General features: G+C 59.6%; 1 protein-coding gene. It reads right to left on the bottom strand.

Going from position 1 to position 1,045, the window contains the following annotated elements; all coding sequences use genetic code 11:
* A partial coding sequence (gene tnpC / locus ACWGTI_RS32500) for an IS66 family transposase (RefSeq protein ID WP_454590659.1) occupies positions 1–1,045 on the bottom strand: 1,045 nt, incomplete at both ends.

Here is a 1,045-nt window from a genome sequence, read left to right as displayed (position 1 = left end):
TCCTCGATATCGTAAAGCGCACCGATGCGCGACAGCGCTTCGTCAGCGATCGGAGATGGCTTCAGCTTGATCACATCGTGGAACTTGCGGCGTACATGCGCCATGCAGGCGGCCTCGATGATTTGGTTGCCGTAAAGCTTCTTGTAACCCCCATACCCATCGGCATGCATCACGCCGCTGAAGTTTGCGAGATGGTCGGCTGGATGCGCGCCCTTGCGGTCGGGGCTATAGTAGTAGGCAATGGCTCTTGGAGTGGGATCTTGATAGCCGCTGCCATCGAAGACATAGACCCAGACCCGCCCGGTTTTTGTCTTTCCTCGCCCAGGGTCGAGAACATCGACCGGGGTATCGTCCGTATGTATTCGGTCGACCGCAGCGATATGGGCTCTGATCAGCAAGATGAGGGGCGAGAGCAGAACGGACACGCGGCCGACCCAGTCAGCCATCACGGATCGGGAGATATCTATCCCCAGCCGGTCGTACATCTCGGATAGACGGTAGAGCGGGATGTGATCGTCGAATTTGGCGACCATGATATGGGCCAGCAACCCCGGTCCGGGCTTGCCGCGCTCGATCGGCAGGGTCGGCATTTCGCCTGCCACCGTCGTATCGCAGTCCCTGCAGATCATGCGCTTTTCGACGTGGCGGACAATCTTGACGGACGCCGGCACGTGCTCCATCACCTGGACCACCCTGTCGGCGGCCTTCAGGAACGATGTGCCGCCACAGGTTGGGCAATTGCAGGGTGGCGCATAGACCAGTTCTTCGGTTGGAAGACCATCGGGCAATGGTTTGCGCTTCGGCTTATCCGGCGCGTCGTCCAACTCCGGCAAAGGAGCTTTCCCGGAGCGCATCTCAGCCTCGGCGCGGGCGGCCTCGATCTCCTCCAGCATCAGTTCAAATTGCTCGATCTTCCGGTCGATCTTTTCCGAAGAAGCGCCATGCTGCCGATGGCGGAGCAACTCCAACTGCACGCGCAGAAGCCCGATAATGGAGTCGCGCTTGCTGACTTCGGCTTCTTGGCTCTCAAGTTTCGCCGCCTGTT

Source organism: Mesorhizobium sp. ArgA1, from assembly GCF_053714375.1.
The sequence above is the reverse complement of the archived record's forward strand: the minus strand, read 5'-3'. Positions and strand labels throughout refer to the sequence as shown.